This is a genomic window from Pedobacter sp. JCM 36344 (assembly GCF_046546555.1).
Lineage (GTDB): Bacteria > Bacteroidota > Bacteroidia > Sphingobacteriales > Sphingobacteriaceae > Pedobacter.
The window spans coordinates 100963-124828 of the sequence record NZ_JBKHKK010000005.1 but is presented as its reverse complement, the minus strand read 5'-3'; the positions used below and the strand labels follow the sequence as shown (position 1 = coordinate 124828).

18 protein-coding genes and 1 pseudogene are annotated in these 23866 nt (G+C 40.2%); 11 read left to right on the top strand and 8 right to left on the bottom strand.

The genetic code is table 11. The features are described from left to right. The first annotated feature begins 144 nt into the window (after nucleotides 1-144). On the top strand, nucleotides 145-714 hold the full coding sequence (locus ACHFIZ_RS06780; protein WP_410884140.1) for an adenylate kinase: 570 nt from the start codon (nucleotides 145-147) through the stop codon (nucleotides 712-714). A 9-nt stretch (nucleotides 715-723) separates the two neighbouring features. Continuing rightward, the gene (gene obgE, locus ACHFIZ_RS06775) at nucleotides 724-1728 is read left to right on the top strand and encodes a GTPase ObgE (RefSeq protein ID WP_410884138.1); all 1005 of its coding nucleotides are present in this window, start codon (nucleotides 724-726) and stop codon (nucleotides 1726-1728) included. Here the strand turns inward: obgE and ACHFIZ_RS06770 are convergent. Further along, the gene (locus ACHFIZ_RS06770) at nucleotides 1725-2957 is read right to left on the bottom strand and encodes a TCR/Tet family MFS transporter (protein WP_410884136.1); all 1233 of its coding nucleotides are present in this window, start codon (nucleotides 2955-2957) and stop codon (nucleotides 1725-1727) included. The two genes, obgE and ACHFIZ_RS06770, sit on opposite strands and share 4 nt — an antisense overlap. A 192-nt stretch (nucleotides 2958-3149) precedes the next feature. Between ACHFIZ_RS06770 and ACHFIZ_RS06765 the strand changes: the two are divergent. Next, a pseudogene (locus ACHFIZ_RS06765) lies at nucleotides 3150-3359 on the top strand (integrase core domain-containing protein); the annotation flags it as partial. Between the two features lie 107 nt (nucleotides 3360-3466). Here the strand turns inward: ACHFIZ_RS06765 and ACHFIZ_RS06760 are convergent. Next, a complete protein-coding gene (locus ACHFIZ_RS06760; protein ID WP_410884134.1) occupies nucleotides 3467-4957 on the bottom strand; it encodes a TlpA family protein disulfide reductase in 1491 nt (496 codons plus the stop codon). 317 nt (nucleotides 4958-5274) lie between these two features. Further along, a complete protein-coding gene (locus ACHFIZ_RS06755) occupies nucleotides 5275-5784 on the bottom strand; it encodes a hypothetical protein (protein WP_410884132.1) in 510 nt (169 codons plus the stop codon). Nucleotides 5785-6071: 287 nt separating this feature from the next. Here ACHFIZ_RS06755 and ACHFIZ_RS06750 point away from each other — a divergent pair, with 287 nt between their 5' ends. Together ACHFIZ_RS06750 and ACHFIZ_RS06745 are read left to right on the top strand one after the other, a co-directional pair. After that, entirely contained in the window at nucleotides 6072-8639 is a 2568-nt protein-coding gene (locus ACHFIZ_RS06750) for a glycoside hydrolase family 38 C-terminal domain-containing protein (protein ID WP_410884130.1), read from the top strand. Further along, a complete protein-coding gene (locus ACHFIZ_RS06745; RefSeq protein ID WP_410884128.1) occupies nucleotides 8639-10117 on the top strand; it encodes a sialate O-acetylesterase in 1479 nt (492 codons plus the stop codon). The genes ACHFIZ_RS06750 and ACHFIZ_RS06745 overlap by 1 nt, the downstream gene beginning before the upstream one ends. 29 nt (nucleotides 10118-10146) lie before the next feature. Here ACHFIZ_RS06745 and ACHFIZ_RS06740 read toward each other — a convergent pair whose 3' ends face one another. The 4 genes from ACHFIZ_RS06740 to ACHFIZ_RS06725 form a co-directional block, all read right to left on the bottom strand. Beyond that, nucleotides 10147-12663: a beta-L-arabinofuranosidase domain-containing protein gene (locus tag ACHFIZ_RS06740; RefSeq protein ID WP_410884126.1), complete on the bottom strand. Its 2517-nt coding sequence runs from the start codon at nucleotides 12661-12663 to the stop codon at nucleotides 10147-10149. Between the two features lie 5 nt (nucleotides 12664-12668). After that, a complete protein-coding gene (locus tag ACHFIZ_RS06735; protein WP_410884124.1) occupies nucleotides 12669-13742 on the bottom strand; it encodes an aminotransferase class V-fold PLP-dependent enzyme in 1074 nt (357 codons plus the stop codon). 83 nt (nucleotides 13743-13825) lie between these two features. Beyond that, entirely contained in the window at nucleotides 13826-15214 is a 1389-nt protein-coding gene (locus tag ACHFIZ_RS06730; RefSeq protein WP_410884122.1) for a hypothetical protein, read from the bottom strand. 253 nt (nucleotides 15215-15467) lie between these two features. Beyond that, nucleotides 15468-16100, bottom strand: coding sequence for a DUF6266 family protein (locus tag ACHFIZ_RS06725; protein ID WP_410884120.1), 633 nt, complete (start codon nucleotides 16098-16100; stop codon nucleotides 15468-15470). Nucleotides 16101-16475: 375 nt separating this feature from the next. On the opposite strand from ACHFIZ_RS06725, the gene ACHFIZ_RS06720 reads away from it, so the two are divergent. After that, nucleotides 16476-16712 (top strand): hypothetical protein, encoded by a 237-nt coding sequence (locus ACHFIZ_RS06720; RefSeq protein ID WP_410884118.1) that lies wholly within the window; start codon nucleotides 16476-16478, stop codon nucleotides 16710-16712. Between the two features lie 51 nt (nucleotides 16713-16763). Beyond that, nucleotides 16764-17717 (top strand): sugar phosphate isomerase/epimerase family protein, encoded by a 954-nt coding sequence (locus ACHFIZ_RS06715; RefSeq protein ID WP_410884116.1) that lies wholly within the window; start codon nucleotides 16764-16766, stop codon nucleotides 17715-17717. 5 nt (nucleotides 17718-17722) lie between these two features. Here the strand turns inward: ACHFIZ_RS06715 and ACHFIZ_RS06710 are convergent, their stop codons facing one another. Then, nucleotides 17723-18172 carry a hypothetical protein gene (locus ACHFIZ_RS06710; RefSeq protein WP_410884114.1) on the bottom strand — a complete coding sequence of 150 codons (450 nt, stop codon included), beginning with the start codon at nucleotides 18170-18172 and terminating at the stop codon, nucleotides 17723-17725. A gap of 76 nt (nucleotides 18173-18248) precedes the next feature. Here ACHFIZ_RS06710 and ACHFIZ_RS06705 point away from each other — a divergent pair, with 76 nt between their 5' ends. The 4 genes from ACHFIZ_RS06705 to ACHFIZ_RS06690 all read left to right on the top strand — a co-directional run bounded on the left by ACHFIZ_RS06705 (nucleotide 18249) and on the right by ACHFIZ_RS06690 (nucleotide 23805). Next, nucleotides 18249-19469: an MFS transporter gene (locus ACHFIZ_RS06705; RefSeq protein ID WP_410884112.1), complete on the top strand. Its 1221-nt coding sequence runs from the start codon at nucleotides 18249-18251 to the stop codon at nucleotides 19467-19469. A gap of 108 nt (nucleotides 19470-19577) precedes the next feature. Beyond that, nucleotides 19578-21986, top strand: coding sequence for a TonB-dependent siderophore receptor (locus ACHFIZ_RS06700; RefSeq protein WP_410884110.1), 2409 nt, complete (start codon nucleotides 19578-19580; stop codon nucleotides 21984-21986). A gap of 9 nt (nucleotides 21987-21995) precedes the next feature. After that, nucleotides 21996-23156, top strand: a complete 1161-nt coding sequence (locus ACHFIZ_RS06695) for a PepSY-associated TM helix domain-containing protein (protein WP_410884108.1) — start codon at nucleotides 21996-21998, stop codon at nucleotides 23154-23156. Continuing rightward, nucleotides 23149-23805, top strand: coding sequence for an HAD family hydrolase (locus ACHFIZ_RS06690; protein WP_410884106.1), 657 nt, complete (start codon nucleotides 23149-23151; stop codon nucleotides 23803-23805). The genes ACHFIZ_RS06695 and ACHFIZ_RS06690 overlap by 8 nt, the downstream gene beginning before the upstream one ends. Nucleotides 23806-23866: the final 61 nt, after the last annotated feature.

The following is a 23866-nucleotide window of genomic DNA, read 5'->3' as shown; positions in this document are numbered from 1 at the left end:
TGTAGGGAATATTTTAAAAGTTCAAGCCTTAGTTTAGTCGTAATGCCTCAAAACTAACCTTCAAGCCGATTTTATTGAAATAATCCTATATTTGCAGGCATTCTGGCATTTTCAGATGAAATTTTTAATTAAAACACACCACAAATGCTAAATCTTGTTCTCTTCGGCCCACCAGGTGCAGGCAAAGGCACTCAATCAGAGAAATTGATCAATAAGTACGAGTTGATCCACATTTCTACTGGTGATCTTTTCAGGGCTCACATTAAAAATCAATCAACTTTAGGTCAGAGAGTAAGCGCATTAATTGCTGACGGACAATTGGTTCCGGACGAAATAACAATTGCGATGCTGGAAGAAGAAGTGGATAAAAATCCGGAAGCTAAAGGCTTCATATTTGATGGTTTCCCACGTACCGTTCCGCAGGCTGAAGCATTAGATGATTTTTTGAAAAGTAAGGATAGTGCCATCACAGGTGTTATCGCACTTGATGTTAATCAGGAAGAATTGACAAAACGAATCGCTCAGCGACAATTGGAAACTGGTCGTGTAGACGATCAGGCAGATAAGCTCCAAACAAGAATTGCTGAATATTTCGACAAGACTATCCACGTTTTACCTTATTATGAGGAGCAAAACAAGTTGAGTAAAGTAAATGGTATCGGTAAGATAGAAGATATTTTTGCCGACCTTTGCGCTCAGGTTGATAAATACTAAACACACATAATGTCTCAAGGATCCAATTTTGTTGATTACGTTAAGATTTGCTGTCGCTCCGGAAAGGGCGGTGCCGGGTCTGCACATTTACACCGTGATATTCGTACCTCTACAGGAGGCCCGGATGGGGGTGATGGCGGTCGCGGTGGGCATATCATTTTAAGAGGTAATTCTCAATTTTGGACAATGCTGCATTTAAAATACCGCAAGCACATCATTGCCCCTGATGGCTTGCCTGGATCCAGCGGAACATCCACAGGTAAATCCGGTAAGGACGAGATCCTTGATGTTCCACTGGGTACCATTGCAAAAGATGCTGAAACAGGAGAAGTTTTATTTGAGGTTACTAAAGACGGCGAAACCAAGATCTTAACTGCCGGTGGTAGAGGTGGTTTAGGTAATTGGCATTTTAAAACACCAACTTTACAAACCCCACGCTTCGCACAGCCAGGAGAAGCTGGAAAGGAAGAATGGGTGGTGCTGGAACTTAAAGTTCTTGCTGATGTTGGTCTGGTAGGTTTCCCAAATGCAGGTAAGTCTACTTTACTTTCAGTGGTCTCTGCTGCTAAACCTGAGATTGCCGATTATCCTTTCACAACGCTTGTACCTAATTTAGGGATCGTTTCTTATAGAGACAGTAAGTCATTCGTCATGGCTGATATTCCCGGGATCATAGAGGGTGCATCTAAAGGAAAAGGTTTAGGTTATCGCTTTCTGAGACATATTGAGCGTAATTCGGTATTGCTCTTTATGGTTCCTGCTGATACGCAAAGAACGATCAAAGAAGAATATCTGATCTTAAAGGCAGAGTTAGAGGACTATAATCCTGAGCTTATGCAGAAGCCCCATGTTCTGGCAATTACTAAATCTGATATGCTTGACGAGGAATTGGTTGCTGAAATGAAGAAAGAACTGCCGGCAAATCTACCTGCAATCTTTATCTCCTCTGTTGCTCAGAAAAACATTGTTGAATTAAAAGACATGCTTTGGAATGCGATTAACGCAGAGGTTTAGGCATCCCCTCGGTTAACAAACGAATCTTTCTTCATGGACCTTGTGGCAATTAAGGCACTAATGAGCATAAATACCGCTCCTGCCAGGAATGGTGCGCCAGCGAATTTTACACTAGCACCAGGCTTGGTAAACCATGCAAAAAGATAAGTCATAAACAAGGGTCCAATGATTGATGTGGCGCTCATCAAACTTGTCAATGCACCTTGCAATTCACCTTGTTCATTTTGTGGTACATTGCTCGACAAAATAGATTGTAAAGCTGGTCCGGCGATACCGCCCAGGCAATACGGAACCAAAAAAGCGAACATCATCCAACTCTGTGTTGCGAAGGCGAATAATAATAACCCCAGCGCATACAAACCAAGACCTATGTAAATGCTTTTCTCGTTTCCTAATTTAGGATTGATGAAGCGAATCAGTCCCCCTTGAACAATGGCAACCAACAAGCCGACTACTGTGAGCGAAATGCCAACAGTAAAAGGACTCCAGTTAAACTTTTCGATGTTAATAAATGTCCAGGTGCTTTGAACGGCATGACTGGCAATATAAACGAAGACAAGTGCTATAATTAATCCGCCCAAACCCTTGTATTTATTCAGTTGCAGCAAAGAGCCCATCGGGTTAGCCCGTTTCCATTCAAAGGGCCGTCGGTGTTCTTTATCTAATGATTCGGGTAGTACGAAGTAACCATAAACCACATTGATCAAGGTCAATATCGCTGCGGCGATGAACGGAACCCGTGGGCCCAGTTCTCCAAGTATTCCGCCGATGGCGGGTCCGATAACAAAGCCAAGTCCAAAGGCAGCACCGATCATCCCAAAGTTTTGTGCACGGTTCTCATTGGTGCTGATATCGGCTATGTAGGCTGTAGCTGTGGTGAAACTGGCACCAAATACGCCTGCGATGATTCTACCTACAAACAGCCACCAAATGGTAGGGGATAAGGCAAGAAAAATATAATCTATACCGAAGCCGAAGAGGGACAGTAGCAATACTGGCCTCCTGCCATATTTATCACTTAGGTTGCCAATTATTGGTGCACAAATGAATTGCATGATGGCATAAGCAAATGTTAGCCAGCCGCTCCACCTTGAGGCCTCACTGAGGTTACCGCCAATTAGTTGTTCAATTAACTGTGGAAAAACAGGAATAATAATACCAATACCTACTACATCAAGAAGCAGCGTGACAAATATAAAGCTGAGCGCAGCCTTTCGGGATTTAGCCATAGAAATAGATATTTTTAGCTTAGCTAAGGTAGTATTTTTGAGTACAAGATGATTGTAGTAATCACTGGAGTTGCTATATTTTATTAGACTGCAAGTTATTGAATTTGATAACTTAAAAACAAATAATTGCGATGAAAACAAGCAAATTTACCTAGGCACAGATCGTATTTGCGATCAAACAACCTGAAACCGGCGTATATTGAGTCTTTTAATGGAAGCTTTCGGGATGAGTGCCTAAATATAAATTGGTTTCTATCCGTGGAAGACGCTGAAGAATAAATAGAAGAATGGTGCAATGAATATAACTCGTTCAGACCCCACAGTTCACTGAGTGGTCTGACTCCGAATGAATTCTTTGAGACCTTAAATTTAACGCCCGATTCTCTAGCTTTAATTGGTTAGTTTTTGGGGAGGGGATTACTAAACCTACACAAATTAGATTCATGTATTTTAAGGGAATAGTTTCTTGAAATCCTATCCAAATGTTAATTTAATATGATAAAAACTGACTATAGATGTTTGTTTATTAAGCTAACCAACTTTTCGCTGCTTGGTCTCGGCGCGTCATCGTTCAACATCTTTCCGGTCTTATCTAGCAACATGTATCTAGGGATAGATTGGACTCCATATTGCTTGACAAATGACGAAGTACTTGAATTCAGCAAAAGGAAATCGTTGGCACCATTTAGGTTTTCTGCATTAGCCGATTTCCTCCAAGCCGACACTTGATCATCGGTAGATATCGTGACGAAAACTAATTTCTTTCCATTATACTTCTTTTTTAGCTCTGCAGTATAAGGTATTTCCTGTATACAGGGAGCGCACCAGCTAGCCCAAAAATCAATTAATACCAAACTACCGTGGTATTTTTGGAAAGCATTAGCCATATCTTGAACAGTTTTTCCGTCAATAGCTAAAAGCTTGTTACCACCTTTCTCGAAATTCTCTTTAAGTTTATTATCGTCAAGAATAGTATGCACGAGTGCTGTATATCGTTTGTCTGTACATAATTTATTAAACTTCTCTTTATAAGCATTGGATATTGTTATGTTGTTTTTGCTGGCCAGGTTCATAGTACTTGAGAGAAAGAAGTTCCTGTGATCACCAGTTAAGGAAGTCGCTATAAAATCGAACCTACGTGGAAAAATTTTACTATCCATATCTCCTCCATCGTGAGGATTAGTGCCAGTAACCATTGCGAGCGCATGTTTGGATGCTTGAATAAACATAGGATACGGTTGAAAACCAATTTTTTCCAACCTGGGAATCTTAGCTTTTGCAAATTGCACATATAAATTCATCGCTTTAAGCAAATCACGGTTGTTATGGTAAAGTAAGAGAGAATCGTCGATTGACGTACTTTCAATGCAATTAATCGCTACTTTAGTAAAACAAGTTTCCAAAGGAAATTTTTCTTGATAATATGCCAGAAATTTCATCCGATTACGCTTGACGCTATCAATAACTTTTTCGAGATCCTGAATCTGGAGTAGCGTGTTCACTTTCTTGTGATAACGCATTGGTGTAAAGAAATAATAAAGGTTGCCAGTTCGACTAACCAGCGCCCTGAAGAAATTCAATTCGTTGGAGCGAACAGGCTTGCCAGGAGCATACATCTGCATAGTATCGGTACTTGCATACCGGATCCTGATGGAATCACCAGGATAAACTAAAAAAGGTGTTTGTGTTTCGTTTGGCTGCATTAGTAGTACCGGGTGATCAAGCAACTGCCGTTGAGTTTTTGAAACAATATCGTAGCCCTTTCCCCAACCTACTGAATCGAGAGAATAGAGCTTTATAGGCTGAAATTTTCCATCCATCATGACTGGATCATCAATGGTGAAAGAAAGAAACTTTTCCGTGCGTTTCGTATTACTCTTATTTTTTACAATTTTAATGTTTTCACCGTTATGGAACATCACCCCGTTTAAGTAACCAAAAACAGGGAATAGGAGCATCGCTATTAAAAGTATACTAATCAATATTTCGATTCTCTTCATGTCATGTTTGTTTAAATCATATAAACAGTCTTCCCTATGAGGATGCCATTTAATTAGCAAATTACTCACAAACTGAGATGTTTCTTATTCGGTTATTAGTTTACTGAATATAAAATAATATTCAGTAAACTAATAACGTAAGTGTATATCAATATACTTTAGCCGATTGATTCATAGTGCCATATGAGCTCTTTTCTTTAGTATCTTAAAAGTATTAAAGTTCAAAGTCTTTAATACTTTATCCTTCGTTTTTTAAGACACTATTATCTCTTAGCCGTACTGCCAACCAATGCTTTCTGCTTAGGTTTGTTCATTTATCATTCAAATTGCCCAATTTTATTAAGTGTTTCGATTAGTTCGGGTGATTTGTTTGTTCCGATGAGCAGTTTTTTGTTATTAGTAAATTCAAGTTGTAAACCTTTGTCACCTGAAACATTATAGGCTGTTCCCTTTCCAAAAAGTCCAAATCTTAAACCCCAACCACCATATTCGGTAATCGGCGAATATTGTCTAACATATGCTTTGGTAAGAGTATCCCAACTGTAATATTTATACTTTAGATGAAAGGGGAAAAAGCGAACATATATTCCGTCTGTTTTTATTGTCGTGTCAAGACGAAAGTTTACAAACAAAACGGTTAGAATAACTATCAGCCCTGTTATTATTGAAAGTACTGTGTTGCTCATTGGCTTATCTCCAAATTGTTGCCCGCCGATTACTTGTTTAAATGCGCCAAAAATAAAATACCCATTAATTCCTGAAAAAATTAACCAAAGCCACCATTGCTTGAATCTCTGTCTTTCACTAAATAAAATTTCGTTGCTCATCGTTTTTGTTTTATATCATAATTCTATTACTGTCGTCCTTCATGTGGCTAATACTTAAATATATGTAAGTTTTTTAGATGGTGAGCTTAAATCACAACTTAGTAGACTTTAAGCGAGTAAAATTTTGATTTCATAATCCTTCGTTTATTAAGACACTTAATTTCTCTTTGCTATACCTAGTTTTAAATTGGTAAAAGGACTTATTAGAGGAAAAGCATTAAACAAAAACAAATGTTAAATTTGAAAGACAACAGATTGTTACCCAACACCTAATAACCATATCCTAAATGAAGCGGTATCCTTTCGCAATTATTTTAACCATATTACTTTGGTCAATTTCCTTAACTACAAAGGCTCAAAACTATTTCATAGACGGGTATCACGGTGGTGTATGGGGTCATTATCCTCTTAATTACACAACTTTCATTTCAGATATGCTGGATAAAAATCCTTTCTGGAAGTTAAACCTGGAGATTGAACCGGTGACTTGGGATGTAGTTAAAATCAATGACCCAACCGGATACCAGCGCTTCAAAAAACATGTAGAAGACCAGTCTATCGATGGACGAATTGAGTTTGTCAATCCTTCCTACGGGCAAGCCTACCTTTTCAACATTCAGGGCGAATCGGTGATCAGACAATTGGAGATTGGTATGGCTAAGATCAGACAGCATTTCCCAACTGCCAGCTTCGAGTCTTATTCCTCCGAGGAACCCTGTTTTACCAGTGCATTGCCTCAGATCCTTAAATCTTTTGGCTACAAATACGCTGCTCTTAAAAATCCTAATACCATGTGGGGAGGTTATACCACCGCCTTTGGTGATGAATTGGTCAATTGGACCGGACCGGATGGTAGCACTCTTTTAACTGTACCAAGGTATGAGTCTGAACAATTCAAAACTGGATCAACATGGCAAACTGTCGCCTGGAATAATGATCCTATGTATCTTAAAGCAGCAAGAGCACAAGGTATTCAAAACCCAATAGGGATGTGTATTCAGGATGCCGGATGGAAGAACGGGCCATGGTTGGGGCAACCAAAAAACTTCAAATACACGACCTGGAAAGACTATATAGCCAATACGGCCGATCATAGCAAAGCAAAAACCTGGAACTTTACACAAGAAAACGTTCAGGTCAGCCTGGTTTGGGGAAGTCAGATTCTTCAGCAATTAGCCCAGAACACCAGAAAAGCAGAAAATAAAATTATCGTTGCAGAGAAATTAAATGCCATAAACTCAATTTACGACAATGGCGTAAGAAAGACCGGTGATTTCAAAGCTGCCTGGCAAAACCTTTTGCTTGCAGAACACCATGACTCCTGGATAGTGCCGTACAATATTGTAGATAAAGTAAAAAAATCAAACTGGGCAGATCAGGTTAAGGTTTGGACAGACAACTCGAACCAGATCACCGACAGTTTACTAGCAACGAATGGCTTTCCAAAGAATATTACCGAGGGCAACCAGATCAGAGTTTATAATACCACTGCCCAAAAAAGAAAAGAACTGGTCGCTGTTTCATTAATGGATAAGACATCCCATAACACACAGATTTATGACCCCAAAGGTTACCTGATCGCTTCCCAAAAAGTAACGCAAAATGATGGCAGTACTGCGCTACTTTTCGAAGCTGAAGTCAACCCAATAGGCTACAATAGCTATTCGCTGAAGTCAGGAGGAGGCAGCAGAGAACTTAACGCTAAGTCTGGGCACAAAGCAAATAAGATGGGGCTAACTGAAGCCGATGGAAAATTAATTATTAGTACTGACTTGTACCGTATAATAATTAACCCAGCCAAGGGCGGAATAATCGAAAGCCTGAAAGGTACGGCGTTAAACAATAAAGAATTTGTAAAGGAGAATAAGTATTTCAATGAGATGAAAGGATATTTTTATGCTGATAGTCTTTGGCAGTCCAGCGCAAACCAAGCCGCGAAAGTAACAGTTGTAGATAATGGTCCGCTCCAGATAAAGCTAAAAATTGAGGGTACAGTAGGCGAGCATACTTTTACACAATACCTCTGCCTTCAAAAAGGAGACGAACGGATTCAGGTACAAACTACTATGGATTGGAAAGGCAATCCTGGAATAGGGGAGAACTACATGCAGAAAGGGGGCTGGAAACAAGAAGATTTGAAGAAAGCATTTTACAATGATAAATTTAAATTTAGGGCAATATTTCCCTTAAATTTAAAAAAGCAGAAGTTATATAAGAACGCTGGCTTCGATGTGCTCGAAAGTAAACTTACTAATACTTATTATAGTACTTGGGATAGCATAAAGAACAACATTATCGTCGATTGGGTAGATGTTTCAGATGAAAATGAAAACTTCGGAATGGCGCTAATTACCGATCATACTACCAGTTATCAGCACGATGAAAATGGAATATTAGGACTTACACTTCAATATTCAGGTATGGGACTTTGGGGTAGAAATTACAGCATTAAAGGTCCTTCTACTTACAATTATACTTTAGTTCCTCATGCGAATAACTGGGAGAATGCAAACGTGTGGAATAAAAGCGTTGCTGTTAACGAGCCGTTTCATGTGGTTAAGACTTCAGAAAAAGCGGTTGGTTCAGGTTCGTTGATAACGCTATCGAATAACCACCTTGAAATTTCTTCCATTCAGATGGAAAATAATGCAATGCTTGTCAGAGTTTTTAATCCTTCAAAGGAATTTGCCTCATCAGATGTCACAATTGGAATTAACACGAAGAACGCAAGCCTTATAGAACTGAATAACACGATAATTCAAAAGCTGCCAATAACTAAGCTTTCTGGAAATAAGACAAGTGTAAAATTAAACCTTACCCCATTCGGTATCCGTACCATAAAACTTGATTTGTAATGCTAAATAAAATACTTTACCTGCTCGCTTTCGCCCTGTTCAACATAATTAATGCCCAAGCACAACAAACACTGGTTTTGTCCAATGTATTGCAAAGCAATATGGTAGTTCAACAAAATAAGCCCTTTAAAGTCTGGGGCACTGCATCCCCTAATTCTTTGGTAACAGTAATTGCAGATTGGAGTCAGAAGGTAAGCACAACTGCTGATTTAAACGGTGATTTTGTAGCGCTAATTAATGTGCCAGCCGTGAAAATTGGTGATTTTAAGCCACATACCATTGAGGTGAAATCCGGTCAAGACGAAGTTAGACTTGATGGTGTCCTTATAGGAGAGGTATGGATCTGCAGCGGGCAATCAAACATGCAATTCAAATTGATGGAAGATAAAAATTCCGCTACAGAATTGCAAGCAGCAAATTACCCCAATATCAGACTTTTCTATGCCGATCTTAACTTTAGTGCCACACCTATTCAGTCTATCAAAGGAAGATGGGAAGCCTGCAGTCCTGAAACGGTAAAGAAATTTAGTGCGGTTGGGTACTATTTCGGTAAATCAATATATAGTAACCTTAATATCCCTGTTGGCATTATTTTTTCAGGAATAGGTGCATCAAAAGTGGAGGCGTTTTTGCCACAGGAAACTCTACAAAACAACCCCACACTGGATTCAGTTTACTTGCAGCCTTACCTAAATAGCCCGAAGTCTAAAGAAAAAGTTAACTCCGGATTTAGCTTTGAGAAAGTGACCCGACCGTTTTTACTTTACAACGCATTAATTAATCCGCTGATAAATCTCTCAATCAAAGGTTTTTGTTGGTATCAGGGTGAAGGCAATAGAATGGAGAGGGCTTCGTATACACTGGCAACTCAGATGCTAATCAAGTCTTGGCGGGAAAAGTTCGCACAGGGAGAACTGCCTTTTTATTATGTGCAGGTGGCACCATTCTTTTATGACAAGGAAGATCCTACCTTGGCCGACTATGCCTTTTTTAGGGAATCACAGGAAAAGGTTTTAGAAATTAATAATACAGGAATGGTGGTAAGTATGGATGTAGGTGAGGCGAAGGATCTGCATCCTAAAAATAAAAGGCCATTAGGAATCAGGTTAGCGAAAATTGCGTTAAACAGAACCTATGGGCTGGATACAACAGTTTATCAGGGTCCGCAATATGAGTACTTTGAAATTAGGGGTAAATTTACGGTTATACATTTCAAGCAAGGGACCGTACTTAATGGGCTTAGTACAAATGACAGCCTTGCTCCAGGATTCTTTACTATTGCTGGCGCCGATCAAAAGTTCTATAATGCTACAGCAAAAATTGTAGGAAATACGATCCTGCTAATTTCAGATAAAGTGAAGAAACCTATAGCGGTTCGTTATGCCTTTACCAATTATGCAGTTACAAATCTCCAGAATAGAAGTGGATTACCTGCTGTGCCATTCAGGACAGACAGATGGCCGGAACCAAAGCTTTAGCTACAATTATTGAAGATACCCGCCTCAGATTAAAGAGCCTTTACTTCAATATTATCCATGGTGGCTAGCGCACCATACGCCCTAAAGCCAATGTGTCCTTTTTTGTACTCCGCATCCTTAGCTATAAGAACTGGCTTATCGCTTCCGTTAATAAATACCTGAAACTGATCGCCAACCGCTTCAACCTTTAGCTGATATTTTTCATTCATTTTAACAGGGTATTTTGCTGAGGTAATAACTATCCATTTACCATCGCTGGCTTTACCCAGTTCAATGGTTCCATTAGTAGGATTGAGACCCAGATAATAACCTTTGTAGGCCTCTGATCCAATCGCAGGATCAGCCACCCGAAACATCAATCCTGCATCACCAGCTGTATTTACAGCTACATCGGCAGTATAGTTGAAATCAGCGAATTCAGTACCGGTTGCGATGATCTTAGAACCAGTTCTTCCAGAGCTGTTTTTGTCATTCGAAGCACAATGGATAGCATTATCTTTATAAAACCATCCGCCACCATAAACTACCCATCCTTCAGAAGTATTGTTGTCGAACGTTTGCTTGTAGGTTCTACTAGTTAATTCTGCGCTTCCAAGGGTTGGAAAAATGCTTAGCCTGATGTTTTCAGAACCAAAGGGAACCAAAGAAATTTCTTCTGTCGCGTTACTTGAATTAACCGGGCTATATGGAACATCTAGTGCTGATGTTTTTGCATAATCCAGCGTCCAGCCATTTAGCTGTTTAGCATTGACTTTTAAGGTTACAGGACTAACTTCAGTGTCATATGGATTAGTGGGCATAGCAGACTTAACTACCTTGAATTGACTACTCAGTGGTGATTTAGAAAGTGCTAATGCATAGTTCCAGGCAGATGCCGGAAATATTTCTGTATCCTGAAATCCTGCAACGGGGTGTTGTTTAATGTTTTTTACCTCTTTTTTAATCTTTAAAGCATAAACCAGTGGCCCACGCGCTATGCTTACCCCATTGTTAACTTGTTTCTCCACAGTGACTTCCATTGGAAAATTCAAAACAACTTTATCGTTGTTGCTCCATGCTCTTTTTATAGTAAACATCGAAGCCGACTTTACGCCAGACATACGTTTTCCATTAACCAATACTTCAGGTTTTGCACACCATTCAGGAATTCTTAATTCTAATGGAAAAGCAACTTGCTTAGACAGACCGATGTTTAGTCTGATCTGTTCTTCAAATGGGTAATTTGTCTTTTCATTAATTGTTACTGAAACACCATTTGCTACCTTAGCGCTAATTTCCATCGGTCCATAGGTATTCATCGCGATTCCACCATCTGGAGTAGCCAGGCAGCTGTTTTTCACGAAGTAAGGCCAGCCCATATGCATATTATATCTGCAACAAGGAAAGCCGGAATAAGGGCTTAACATCACCCCAGTATTATAATCCTGATTGAAACCGTGCTGGCCAATTGCTGTTTTTACCTGATTTGGCAAGGTGTAATAAGAATGGCTCTTCAAATCTCTACTAAATTGAGCAGGCAGTGCATTGAATGTTACCTTCTCTAATTGGTCACCAATATGTGAGTCATGAATAATCCGTGAAGCGGTCTCCAAACTTTGCATCCATTCCACAACTGTACAAGTTTCAACGCCTTGCACAGAGCTTCTGCCCGACATAAACTCCGTTCCTGCGCCAATTCCTTGAGGCTGACCATTGTCGTGCATAATATGGTCAATCCCATTTTGCATCGCATTGGTTGTGTTAGCCGCCATATCCACCTGCGAATAAACCGCAGGGAACTTCAAAGCCTGTCCCACGTTAACCATGTGCTTCGGCTGGTAATCATCCCCATAATAAAAAAACTGGTTCTTATTAAAGATGTCGATCCATGGATAGGCCTGCTGTTTTAGTTTACTCACCAATTCCAAAAGATACTTTTCGCCGGTTTTATTGTAAACCCATAAAACGAGTTCCATATTGTCGCCCGCCCTTGATTTTCCCCAGCTATCAAGCGGACTTTTATCTAGATTGGCCAGCTGATATTTAAAGTATTTTGAAAGAAAAGAAATTACTCGTTTATCATTAGTTGCTTCGTAATAGCTCTGTGCAGCGTACATAAATGGCATTCTTGGCCACCAGTCGTTCATTTTCGGCGGACCAAAAAGCCCATTTTCCTGCTGATGATCTAAGGTGTAGTCGATCCATTTCTTTGCCTTCGCCTTTAAAGAAACATCATCCAAAGTATAGGCAAGTGCAACCAGCCCTTTAACGTAATAAGGAACTTTTTCCCAGCTATTTCCATCACCACCAAGCCAGTCCGACGTAGCACCCAGGTTTTCCTTTTCAGGATACAGTTCTTCAGCGTGACCAGTAAAACCATCTCTTTGAAGTTCCAACTGTTTAAGCAGCCAGCCTTTAGCTTTTATACTACCTAACGGAAGTTGAACATATACGTCCTGTTTCAGTGGCGCTCTATTGAAGTCGTACGTTTTAGAAGGGGTTTGCTGTGCTGCAACAGAGCTCGCTACCAGGCAGCTGGCTAAAAGTATAAATGATTTAATTTTCATGTTTATTAGTTAGAAAGCACGTCAAGTAGTTTCGCCAGATCAGCTTCTGTGTTAAAGAAGTGAAACGCCAGTCTGATACCGCTCCCTCTCGGATAACAAATGATGTCAGCCGCTAGTAGTTTCTGGTATTTTTCGATGCTCAATGCAAGATTAAATATAGTAGAATGGTCTTTTCTTTGGGCAACAAATTTCGTTAAAAGACCTCGTTCTGTAAAAGCAGCTTTCGCTTTCTCACTTAAAGACTGGGTTTGCTGGCTAATAAGGCCCATTCCTAATTCCTCAAAATATAGGATAGATTGTTTGAGTGTGCCGAAATTAAGCGTATCCAGGTGACCAGGCTCGAAGTATACGGATAGTAAACTTTTGCTCTGCAGAAATTGTTCTGTAGGAGATGGCCGTTTTCTGGCCTCAGTAAAAAGCCTCGAGGCTATCTCGTCTTTTAAAAACATAAAGCCGTTTCCATAACCCGCTAGCATCCATTTGTAACCACTGGCCATGAAAACGTCAAAGCCTGAAGCTTCAAAGTCGAACGCTGTAGTCCCACAAAACTGCGTACCGTCTGCAATGATTAGGAGATCAGGGAAGAGCGCTTTTAGGTCTTTTACAAATTCCAGGCTTAGCTTAACGCCGGTGACATATTGCACCAGGCTAAAAGCAAAAACGGTAGGCTTTTGAGTTTTGATGTGATCAATAATTCTTTCCTCGAGCTGCTCAGCCATTGTTATATATTCACAGGTATGGCCCCTAGTCTCAATGGCATAATTTACGGAAGGATAATCTTCTGTAAGCAGCAGAAAACGTTGTCCCCCAGGAAGCCCCTCCAATAAAGTATTGAAGCCGAATGAGAAGTTAGGGATTAAAAAACTGTTTTCAGTTTTTGCATTAAAAAACTTAGCTATTGTTGCCTTTACATCATGTAAGAAAGCTGCCTGTGTAAGTCTGAAAAGACTTCCTTGCTCAAAAAAAGTCTGATCGTGAACGCGGCGCCAATTGACTTGTCTTTGAGAAAGCAGTCCAGAACTTGCGGTGTCGAGGTAAGTATATTTTTCAAGAAGAGGAAACTGATCGGTAAAATTCATAGTGCATCGGATTAAACACCTATAAAAGTAACTATTTTAGTGCTCACCTGTCTTGGTGGAGTAGTGTATTTGACTACAGCATTTTATAACGTCCGTTCTTTCATCTTATTTAGTTCCGATTTTAAGTTGGCAACGCCTGACTTCAGCGTGGGCTGTTTTTCACTTAACTCGATTGATTTCTTCTGATTTAGAAGAGCCTCATCATAGAGGCCCATCCTGTAAAAGATGTGCGCTAACGTATCATAATAAGCAGGAATGGGATCCATTTCAATGGACCTTTTGCTCCACAAAAGGGCTTTGCTCAAGTAGTTGTTATTTCTTGTGCCGAATTCATAGAAATCCCATGCAGCTGTATTTAGAAAGTTTGAAACATTATTTGAATTACTCGAAATAGTTATAGTTTTTGAAATGACCGTTGTCATTTTTCGTGGTTCAGTGCCTGTTGGAGGTGTAACATTGGTAACTTTTGGCTTCGCACTTTTAAAGCTTTTGATCATGTCAATATTCTTCTGATTCTCTGCTTTGGCTTTTTTCACTGAATCAACACTTACCGTCATAAAATAAGTGTCGTTGTAATTAGTTGCATTCCTGAAATAATTTGCGGTGTCTCTAATCGCTTTGTAGTAAACCAGCATCTTCCAAGAGGATTGCCGCTCGCCCTCCCGGTAATCGGTATTGATATTTCTTGAAAAGTTAGAAACTTGCTGTGCCATTGGAAGGTTTCGTCGTAAGATTGCTTCATTTAGCGTATTTTCAGACATCACATTATTGATGTCAATTCGTTCTTGAATTGGTAAAGCCATGAAGGTTTCATTTGCTAATTTGTTATTACTAAAAGCTAAGCTGTAGGCTTTTCCATAGACAAAAGGGCCTGCTCTTAAAATGAATAGAATCTCGTCAGGGTTATCAAATTCTCCAATTGTAAGCAACTTAACATACTGTTCAATGAGTGTTGCATTCTTCGTAGTTCCGGTTTTGCGTCTAAGGTTTATATAGTCTTTTAAAAAATTCTTGTTCTGCTGGCCATTTGCATATTGTTGTTCATACTGGAATATCGACGTTTTATTTTCCAGTCTTTGAAGCACTTCTTTACCCAGATCAAGATAGAACTTTGCTTCCCGATTATTATTAAATGCTCTAAAAATTAGGTTCTCATTGGTATCCAGAAATAAATAACAAGGGAATCTGCTAATTTGATATTTTGACATCACCACTTTTGTCTCTGGCGATGCGTATGGCAGCCTTAAACTTATGAAATTGTCATTATAAAACGTTACCACTTCAGGTAAATTTATCCCGGATGTATAACTAGCTGCAGGGATTTTTGAGTCTGGAGTAATATAAATGAATAAAGGAGTTTTCCTAAGCCGGACTTGTTCTAGCGCCGTAGAATAGTCTTTTTCATAAGAGATCTGGCCGAATGCAGTGAAACTTGAAAATAAGATCAGTAAAGAAAGAAAACGTCTTTTCATTTGGGTAGGGGGATATAATTGGTCGAACTCAAATATATCATTTACAAACCAGATTACTCATACTTCAATGCGTCAACAGTATTTGCAATTGCAATTTTGAGGTTGAGTTTAAACATAGACATGCATTTTCTTCATTTCAGCGAATGTAGTGCCATCTTCAAATTAAGAGCCTATACCATTCAAAAACAAGTTTAAAAGCTAAATTCGCACAACAGCTGTTCGGTTATGAACAACAATTGTGCGGTAACGAACATTATAGAATCAAAAACATTCCTAGATATTGGCTGATACTTCTTTCTTTTCGGTCTTCAGTGATGAAACCTAGATACATGTGAACCTCTGCTCCTGGGAGATACTCAGCCAGTTCCAATGTTGCCATTCCTGTTGATCTTTTTGCCAATGCGATGTCGTAAATGGCTGAGTGGTCGTTTATATCATAGGCTACCGCGATTGCGCGGTCATTATTGGCGAAGGGCCCCTCTTTATCCCAGCTGAAAAGCACATTTTTTTCTGCCGTGATCTCTGCCTTCAGCCCCGTCCCAGCGTAAAGCTTACCATGACTTATACACGCCAGCGCCGGGTCTACATAGTAGAATGGGTCCACACCATGAACCGCGTTACAACTGATAAAGGATTTGGCGCCATTAAAACCATGGCAATTTAATTTATAGCCCTCAAAACCAACTCTCAAAACCTCTGTTAATGGCTGTAGCCACGTTTGCGAAGTCTTAAATTTCCATCTGTTTGCTTCTTCTTTTTTTGTAGGTTTACTTGATCGAAATTCGGGCACGCCCCTCATGATATCTTGGTCCATCAGTCTATAGCCAACTACGGCTCCTGCTTTTCCTTTGAATCCTCCGAGGATTCCTTTTTTAATTATTGCCATTGAGGTTATATTTGGTTAAAGGTAAAATAGTAATAGGCTTTTAGGTAACCGGTAGATAAAGTGGATTTAAATAGGAGTTAACAAACATATGACAGGGGCAACCTCCCTGTTAAGTCCCTGTTACCTCCCTGCTATGTCCCTGTCATCTCCTTGTTACTTAAGACCAAATCCCGAAGCTGCCTGCTTGTAGATTAACTTCTGATTTATTTTTACTAAATCTAAAGTTAAATATAATTAATCATTTATTTTTATTTTTTTCCTTATTGCCTGGTCATTGGTGTCGTAACCGTTTCTATCTGGGGCCCTCAGGCGATAAATGATTTGATCCTGGCCTTTTTAATTTGCCTGGTCTATGGTCTCATTATAGCAATCTTTATGGTAAAAGCCTTGCCTTTTTCAAAGCCAATAGCGGTTAAGCAAGGGGGCGGTCGGATTTTCCTTTCTCTGGTAGTAATGGGTGGTATAGGAGCCGTTGGTTTTGCTCATTACGTTGCTATGAAATGGGAGCTACTGATCTGGGCGCTTATTTTGCCAATGCTGTTGGTCAATTGGTTGCTGTTCAGGTATTATAAGAACCAAACCTGGGCTGATATTGAATTGTCGGAAATTTAGACAACGCTTAAATTTTCTTGTATATTAGAAACCTAACCATAATGTAGACTCATGAATCGTAGAAAATTTGTAAATCTTAGTGCTTTAGTAGGCGCCGTTTCCGTACTTCCACTTTCCCCTTTAGTCGCTGCAAACTTAGAACTGGCCGATAAAAAAGACAAACGTTATCAAAAAGGCGCCAGTCCATGGCCGATATGTTTGGACACGGCCACCATCAGGCCTGCATCCTTAAAAGACAAAGTAAAGATTGCCGCAAAGGCGGGTTATGATGCCATTGAGCCTTGGGAAGGAGAACTTAAAGAGTTTGAAGCAACGGGCGGAAATCTTAAAGATCTTGGAAAAGAAATTAGAGATCTTGGACTATTTGTTCCGAGTGTTATCGGGTTATGGAATGCGCTGCCTCCCACCAGGGAACTGTTTGATGCTTCGTTGAAAGATACACGGAATAGAATGCGGATGGCTTCGGACCTTGGAGCCAAGCATATCCAAACCATACCTGATACTGCTGGCGCAAATTATAACCACCGTTGGGTAGTGGATCGTTACAGGGAGATCATTGATATTGGATTGAAAGAGTATAATATAAGTCCGGCCTTGGTTTTCGTTAAATATCAGCCGGTTAAAACGCTTGGGCAGGCGATGGGAATCGTCATGGATACCAATCATCCAAAAGCTTTGGTAATACCAGATACGTATCACATGTATATTTCTGAAGGTGGTTTTGAAGGGTTAAAGATGATCAATGGTGATGCGATTGCCATATTTCAGTTTTCTGATGCACCGGCTTCGCCGGCAGTCGGAGATTTGCAGGACAAGGATCGTGTATACCCTGGTGATGGGATATTGCCGCTTCCACAGATTTTGAAAGACTTGAAGGCTACGGGCTTTAAAGGTTGTGTTTCATTAGAGTTGTATAATCCCGAATATTATAAGCAAGATTTACAAATGGTTGCTGTAACTGGTTTGAGGAAAACGTTGGAGGTGATTAAGAAGGCAGGAGTTTAACATCTTTAGATTATAGTTTTCTTATTGATTTTTTTAAGCACTAGTGCCGTCACTAATGCTCCAAATACGTAATATCCGACTGTTAATGCTTTCACCTGATCAGATTTGGCAACCAGCTTTGGATTGAGCCCTAATGGCTCCGGGAGGTTAATTGCGCCTACTCCGGCACTCAGGCCTAAAAAGAGCGCTTTCGGCCAAAGATATTTTGCTTCTCCTGCACCAATCATACTGTAATAGATAGTATTGGATACGATATCCCCGGCAAGGGTAGCTTTATATAAGGTGTCTTTATCTCCAATACTTTCCCCAAAAAAGCCAAGCGTTTTCTGCAATGCGTTCTCTCCGAGAAGGTCGATTCTAGGGACATTCTTGCTTTGGTGTTTTAAAGTTTCATGAAGAATGTTTAGTGCAACTGCGCCTGCAAATCCGGCAATTAGGTTTTTGATCTTGCTCATGTTTTGATCCTTTATTCAATTAACATTTTGAAAGAAACAAGGTTTCGACTGTTTGACATTTTTTTACCTTTATAACATGAATGAACCGGTTAAATTAAATGCTACTCAACGCTGGGTCATCTTTATACTTGCTGCGACACAGTTTACCGTGATACTTGATTTTATGATCATGTCTCCGCTGGGAGATTTTATGATGAAATCATTATCCATGAAACCCGCCGCTTTTGGGATTGCCGTGTCGGCCTATGCTTTTAGCGCCGGTTTATCCGGACTACTCACCGCTGGTTTTGCGGATCGTTTTGACCGCAAGAAACTTTTGATCTTTTTTTATATAGGATTCATTATTGGAACTATATTTTGCGGCTTTTCAAATAATTACGTTCAGCTTGTTTCTGCACGGATATTCACGGGCTTATTCGGTGGAGTGATTGGATCAATATCTCTGGCCATCATTTCAGATCTTTTTACCCTGCAACAACGGGGGCGAGTAATGGGCTTTGTACAGATGGGCTTTGGGGCAAGTCAGGTTCTTGGTGTCCCAATCGGACTCTATGTTGCGAATTTATGGAATTGGGAAGCTGCCTTTCTTTTAGTTGCAGCAATCGCCATTGTTACAGCGATATTACTGGTGTTTAAGCTTCAGCCAGTGAGGGAACACTTGAAATTTCAACAAGACAAATCAGCTTTTAAACATCTTTGGCATACGCTAAGGAAACGAGATTACAGACTTGGTTTCACTGCAATGGCGATGCTTTCTATTGGGAGTTTTATGATGTTCCCGTTTGGAAGTGCTTTTGCAATAAATAATATTGGGGTTACCCCGGAGCAACTTCCTCAGTTGTTTTTTATATCTGGAATTAGTTCATTGCTGATCATGCCTTTGATTGGTAAATTGAGCGATACGATCAGCAAGTTTAAAATATTCGCTGTTGCTTGTGTTTGGATGATGGTCATGGTATTGGTCTACACGAATATGGGCGTTACGGTTTTCTGGTTAGTGGTGATATTGAATATTTTTATGATGATGGGAATTATGAGTAGGATGATACCGGCAACGGCATTGGTAAGTGCAGTGCCTGATATGCAAGATCGTGGGGCATTTATGAGTATAAACGCTTCCATGCAACAGATTGCTGGGGGTGTCGCTGCCGTTATCGCTGGATTGATCGTAGTCCAAAAGTATAAATCTGCCCCATTGGAGCATTATAATGTTGTAGGCTATCTGGTTGTTGGCATTACATTGTTAAGTATTTACGTGATGAATAGGGTTGCGAAGATTGTGAAAGCAAAGGGTTAAGGTTAATTTGCTGTCTTTACGCTTCTTAAGATTAATTCTAAATAATTTGGTTTGTTAGCTTAAAGTCGCTTTCTTTGCGGCAATTAAGAATTAATCCAAATTAATACAATGAAATTTTTTACGAAGATCTTATTTCCAGTTTTGTTTCTCTTATCAGCCGTAAATGCCCAGGCACAGAGAAATGGCAGTATTAAAGGAAAAATTGTAACTGCGGATGGATTTCCGGTAGTGTCTGTTACCGTGACTTTAAAAGGCGAAGCTATTTCTACCCAAAGTAACAATGATGGTCTTTACCAGTTTACCAAATTGAAGAAAGGTACCTACACAATTGCAGTTTCGGCAGTTGGGTTGAAGTCCGATCAGAAGAAAGTTGACTTAGTTGATAATGATAATCAAGTAATAGATTTCATGCTTGCAGAAAAGTCAGACCAGCTTACAGAAGTTATAATTGGCGGAACAATAAAAAGATATAAAGTTGATGTACCGTCTACATCGCTTCGTTTAAATGTGCCGTTACTAGAGATTCCTCAAAATATTCAGATTGTTACCTCACAAGCACTTGCGGATCAGCAAGTCATCAGTATGAGTGATGGTGTGATCAGAAATGTAAGTGGCGCCGTAAGGTTGGAGCACTGGGGTGACATGTACACCAACATATTAATGCGTGGATCACGATTACAGGCCTTTCGTAATGGTTTCAACGTTGTGAGTTCTTTTTGGGGGCCATTAACCGAGGATATGAGTTTCGTGGATCATATCGAATTTGTTAAAGGTCCGGCAGGCTTTATGCTTGCAAATGGAGATCCTGCAGGTCTATATAATGTGGTGACTAAAAAACCTACCGGAGAAACTAAAGGTGAAGCAACCTTCACACTTGGTAGTTTCGATCTGTACCGTACTGCACTTGATCTGGATGGTAAAGTGACCAAAGATGGGAAATTCCTTTACCGCCTGAATGTAGCGGGACAAGACAAAAGAACGCACCGTCCTTTTGAATATAACAACAGGTACAGTGTGGCACCAGTCCTTTCTTATCAGTTTAACGACAAAACAAAACTAACTGCAGAGTACACGTTGCAGTACGCTAAAATGAGTGATGTTGGTTCTTATTACCAGTTCTCTCCTGATAGTTATGCGAGCCTACCGAGAAACGCAACATCGTATCAACCGGGTTTAGAGCCCACGAAGATGAATGATAATAGTGCATTTCTAAACTTTGAACATAAGTTTAGCGACCGGTGGAAATTAACCGCTCAGGGATCATATTTTAATTACAAGCAACGTGGAAGCGATATGTGGCCACTTGACGTGTTAAAGAATGGGACAATGATAAGAAATGTTTTTAGCTGGGACGCTAAAAGTGAGATGACCTTGGGTCAGATCTTTATCAATGGTAGCTTTAAAACCGGGGGCCTCCAACACCGCATATTGACGGGGTTAGACGTTGGTAAAAAGGATTATCAGGCAGATTGGGGACAAGCTCATAGCCTTGATCTTGCTACTGCACCATTTGACCCGCGCAATCCTAATTACGGATTTCCGGCGAATGGTTATCCTGAGTTTGACAGGATGACTCCTCTTAAGGAAAGGGCAATTGCTGCGGGTGGCTTAATGGACCAACGATACACAGGTGTTTATGTGCAGGATGAGCTTGGTTTCGTCGATAATCGTGTTCGTTTAACACTTGCAGGAAGATACACCAGTGTTACCCAATCCAGCTGGGGAGGATTGCCGATCAGTGCAGACCGCTTTACGCCACGTGTAGGTTTAAGTGTATCTATTACCAACCAGTTCTCTGTTTATGGTCTATATGATCAGGCTTTTATTCCACAGGGAGGGAAACTTACCAATGGTGATGATGTTAAGCCTATAACAGGCTCAAACACAGAGCTTGGGGTTAAAAAGGATTGGTTCAACGGGCGGTTGAATACTACTTTATCAGCTTACAGAATACTGAAAGAGAATGAATTAACAGGTGATCCAACACAAGCGCCAAACTCAGGCTTGAGTATTCCTATTGGAGAGAAAACTTCTCAAGGTATTGAATTTGATGCACGCGGTGAGGTTTTTAAAGGTTTAAATGCTACAGTAAACTATGCTTACACGGATTCTAAAACTACTAAAGTTACTCCGGGTGTTGCTGGCAATGTTGGTGATTTGACACCAGGATTTGCGAAGCACACCGTAAATGGCTGGCTAGGATATAAGCTTCAATCTGGGTTTTTAAAAGGAACTGGGGTTTCAGGAGGTTTCACTTATCTGGTAGACAGAGCAACTCAGACCTATAGCACGACAGACTTAGCACAGAATCTGCCTGACTACTTCAAATTAGACGGAGGCCTTTTCTGGGAAGGCAGGAAAGTTAAGCTAACAGCTAATGCTTTTAATATTTTGGACAAATATTTATTTAGTGGCGCCTATTATAACGGTTATTTTGCTTCTACTCCAAACGGAGTATATTCCTGGCAGTCGGAAGCCCCAAGAAATTACAGATTGAGCATTGCTTATAAATTTTAAAGATCACTTGTGGTTAAGCGTAAAAGGAATTTAAAATATTGGATAGGACAAGCACACTTATGGCTCGGACTAGGTTCCGGACTATTTGTGTGTTTTCTGGGAATCACAGGGTGTATTCTTGCTTTCGAACGCGAGATTGAAAATGCTGTACAACATTATCGCTTTGTAAAAGCAGAACAGCGCAGTTATGTGGCTCCCTCGAAACTGAAAGAGATAGCTGATAAGCAGCTCCCCGGGAAGCATGCGCATAGTATTAGTTATCAAAAAGGCAAAGCCAGTATGGTTGTTTATTATGCTGAGAATCCTGAATACTATTGGATCGTGTTTATGAATCCATATACAGCTGAAGTGCTAAATGTTAAGAATATGGATGATGATTTCTTCAGGATTGTCATCATGGGCCACTATTATTTGTGGTTGCCACCCACCATTGGTCAGCCGATATTGGCTAGTGCCACCCTGATGTTTATGTTTTTGCTGGTTTCGGGTCTTGCACTTTGGTGGCCAAAAAACAAGGCGGCCAGTAAGAAACGTTTCAACGTAAAATGGGCTGCCAAATGGAAACGCCTAAACTACGATCTTCATAACGTATTGGGTTTTTATATGACCTGGATCCTGATCTTCACTGCTTTTTCAGGTTTGGTTATGGGATTTCAATGGTTCGCTAAGTCTGCTTACTGGGTAAGTTCTGGGGGAAAGACGATGGTTCCTTTTTCTGAAACATTATCAAACAGCAGACTAGTTAATTCGAGAGCCAGACAAGCACCTTCAATGGATATCCTTTGGGCACAAAATTTGGATCGGATGAAAGGCTTTACAGGAGGAATAGAAGTTCACGTTCCAGATAGCGATAAGGCATCGATTGAGCTGGCTATCAATCCCGATACCGATACTTTTTGGAAAGCTGATTATCTTTATTATGACCAATATACCTTGAAAGAAATTGAAGTTAATCATGTGTTTGGCAAATTTGCGAATACCAATGTAGCTGACAAACTCATGCGGATGAATTACGATATTCATGTAGGTGCAGTGCTAGGTTTACCTGGAAAGATTATGGTCTTTCTGGCAAGTTTAATTGCTGCCAGCTTACCTGTTACAGGCTTTATCGTCTGGTGGGGACGTAAAAACAAGAATACCAAAAGATCGCTATCTTTGCCCGATGAATAGTGATATCGCAGTAATTTTTGATATGGATGGTGTGATTTGCCATACTAATCCATATCATTCCATGGCCTTCAGAGAATTTTTCTCAACAAGAGAGCTTGCGCCGACGGACGAGGAATTCGCCCAGCACATGTTTGGTAAAAGCAATAAATATATACTTTCGCATTTCTTGAAAAGACCGATTGAAGGTGAAGAGTTTCTGGCGCTGGAAGACGAGAAAGAAGGCTTATTCAGGAAAATTTATGAGCCGTATGTTGAGCCTGTTGCCGGGTTTATGCCTTTTGTAAATGCCTTGAGCTCCAATGGCGTCAAGCTTGGCGTGGCGACGTCGGCTCCTATGGCTAATCTTGAACTCATCTTAAGTAAAGTTCAGATACGGGATTTGTTGGGTTCTATTTTAGCAAGTGAGGATGTTAAAAAGCATAAGCCAGACCCTGAGGTATATCAGAAGTCTGCTAAAAATTTGGGCTTGGTTGCTGGACAATGTTTGGTTTTTGAGGATTCCTTTTCCGGTGTATCTGCGGCTTTAAATGCAGGTATGATGGTGGTGGGCGTGCTGACTTCGCATACCAAAGAAGAATTGCCTCCATGTAACTTATACGTAAGCGATTATAAGGAACTTTCTTATGCTAAAATTGCCGCGCTTTTTTAGCTAAATAATATTAGCACAAGAAAGCAGGTTGTAAATATTATTTCAGCGTACAATATGCTGC